The 3,012-nt window shown below is 46.7% G+C and carries 1 protein-coding gene; it reads left to right on the forward strand.

Annotated features, from left to right (window positions below; translation table 11 throughout):
* Window positions 1–3,012 (forward strand): cadherin-like beta sandwich domain-containing protein (locus AC1DU2_RS30790; protein WP_477389457.1); only part of this gene is annotated, 3,012 nt, incomplete at both ends.

The following is a 3,012-nucleotide window of genomic DNA, read 5'->3' on the forward strand; positions in this document are numbered from 1 at the left end:
AATCAAACCCTTAAAAACGGTGATACTACCGCAGCCATTAGTTTCACAGGTACCGGCAATACCTTTACCTGGGTTAATAATACTCCGGGCATTGGTTTGGCCGCAAGCGGTACCGGGGATATCGCCGCATTTACTGCTGTAAATGCAAGCTTCAGCCCGGTAACTGCAACTATTACAGTTACCCCCCAGGTAGCGCCTCTTGCATATGTGGCAAATGGGGAGGAGGATAATACGGTCTCGGTAATCAATACAATAACCAATAAGGTAATTGCAACTATTCCTGTGGGCGCAACTCCTTATAATGTTGCGGTAAGCCCGGATAACAGCAAGGTTTACGTAGCAAATAACCATTCAAATTCCGTTTCGGTAATTAATACGACAACTAATACGGTTTCAGCCACTATTGATCTGCATGTTATAACGCAACCTGCCGCTATCACGGTAAGTCCCGACGGCAGCAAGGTATATGTGGGATATTCAGGCGGCAACACGGTTACGGTTATCAACGCTGTAACCAACGCTATAACTGCTACAATAACATTAACCGGCTATACAAGTGGTTTAGCCTTAAGTCCGGATGGCAGCCGTTTGTATGTGACTGATGCGGGCGGTATCTCAAATGCTATACGTATTATTAATACCGCAACCAATGCCGTTATAGACAGCATTAAGGCGGTTAAGGCACAAGCGATAATTTTAAGCCCGGATGGCAGTAAAATCTATGCACTAAATTATCATTCAAATGCTGTTTCCGTGATCGATGCCACAACCAATGTTGTTACAACTACTATCCCGGTAGGGGAAAGTCCCTGGGGTGTAGCACTAAGCCCGGATGGCAGCGTGTTGTATGTTACCAATAGTTATTCAGATAATATTTCCGTCATCAATACGGCAACCAATGTTGTTACAGCTACTTTTCCCGCCGGTTCAAATCCTTTTGGCATATCGGTAACCCAGGACGGCCGATTTTTGTATGTGGAGAGTCCAGGTAACAACAATGTATTAGTAATTAACGCTGCTACCCACGCAACTGTAGCTACAATTCCTGTAGGTGCGGAACCCATGTCGTACGGCAATTTCATTACTGGTGGTACAAGCTGCGCCGGCGCGCCGGTTACTTTTACTATTACGGTAAATCCAACACCGCCTGGCATCCAGGTGGGTACCAGAGTCGGCAATATTTCTGCTTGTTTAGGTACAGCTTCATTAAACACGCAACGGTTTATAGTTACCGCCAATGGTTTAACTGACAATATCACCGCTACAGCCCCAACGAACTTTGAGGTATCACTTGCAGTTGGCAGCGGGTATGGCGGCAGTGTAACGCTCACACAATCGGGTGGTGTGGTTAGCAGCACAGTAGTTTATGTGCGGTCGGTTTCTTCTGCACCTGTAGGTACCATGTCGGGCAATGTTGTGCTGTCCACTACTGGATTTACCAGCCAAACCGTGGCCGTAACCGGCACTATAAAAGCGTTACCTGTTATAGCCCCGGTACCCAACCAAACCGTTGCAAGCGGGTCCACTGCAGCCGCTGTTATTTTTAGTGAAGGAAGCAATAGTTTCAGTTGGGTTAATAATACACCAGGTATCGGTTTAGCAGCAAGCGGCACCGGCGATATCGCCTCCTTTACTGCCGTAAACTCAGGCACCAGCCCGGTTACGGCTACCATCACTGCCACTCCTGTACCCATAGGATTTGCATATATAGCCAGTGAAGTCGATAACAACGTATCAGTGATAAACACCACAACCAATACGGTAGTGGCTACCATTCCTGTTGTGGGTGTTGACCCACGCTGTATTGCAGTTAGCCCGGATGGCGCAAGGGTGTATGTGGGAAGTTATTATCCTGGAAATATTTCGGTGATCGATGCAGCAAATAATACAATAGTGGCCACCATCGGTAATATTCCTAATTGTGAACGTTTAGTAGTAAGTCCGGATGGCGACATCTTGTATGCCACCTATTATAATCGGGATGGAGCCGGCGGTGTAGCAGCAATTAGTACTGCTACAAATGAGGTAATATCCGATTATGCTGCAGGTGACTATCCTAATGGGGTAGCGATAAGCCCAGATGGCAGCCGGCTATATGTTTCAAGTCTTCAGCCGGGGGTTATTACAGTAAATAATACTTTAACTAAAGCAGTAATAGCAACTATCCAGGTAGGCTCGGACCCGTTTGCAATATCAATTAGCCCGGATGGCAGCAGGTTGTACGTAGCAAATTCTGATAAGGTTTCAGTAATCAATACCTCAACCAATGAAGTGGTATCTACTATTACATCCGGTTTAAATTCACGTTATAGCGCACTGGTAAATTCTACCGGAGACCTGGTATATCTTACAAACGGTAGTACCGTAGCTGTAATCAGTACCGCATTAAATAAAGTAGTACGAACAATTTACGTAGATCGTGGAGATCCTAGTGGACTGTCGCTAAGCCCTGACGGCAGCAAATTGTATGTTGTAAATTTCACTCCAGGTACTGTATCTGTTATCGATGTTGCAACAAGTACTATTGTGGCTACAGTTTCCGTAGACCTACAGGCAAGCTCTTTTGGCAATTTTGTTACAGCCGGTGCAGGCTGTGCAGGCGCACCTATCACCTTCACCATCACCGTAAACCCATCCAATAATCCTTCGCTAAGTTCATTAACCATGAACCCGGGTTCTCCGCTGATCCTGGCAAGTTCAGCAGTTGGTACAGTAAATTATACCACCGGGGTCGACGCAACAACCAGTAGCGTAACGCTTACCCCAACAGCAACATATCCAAATAGCACTATTACAATAAACGGTGTACCGGTAACCAGCGGTACAGCATCGGCTCCCATACCGCTTAATAGCGGCCCCACTTTAATAACTACCGTGGTAACTGCGCCGGATGGCATTGCTACAAAAACCTATACCGTAACGGTAAACAAAACGGGGTCAAACAGCGGCGCGTTAAGCACGTTGATCCTGAGCCCGGCTTCTCCGCTGCTGCTGACAAGCGCCACCGTAAGC

Source organism: Mucilaginibacter sp. P4_C11 (assembly GCF_056402115.1).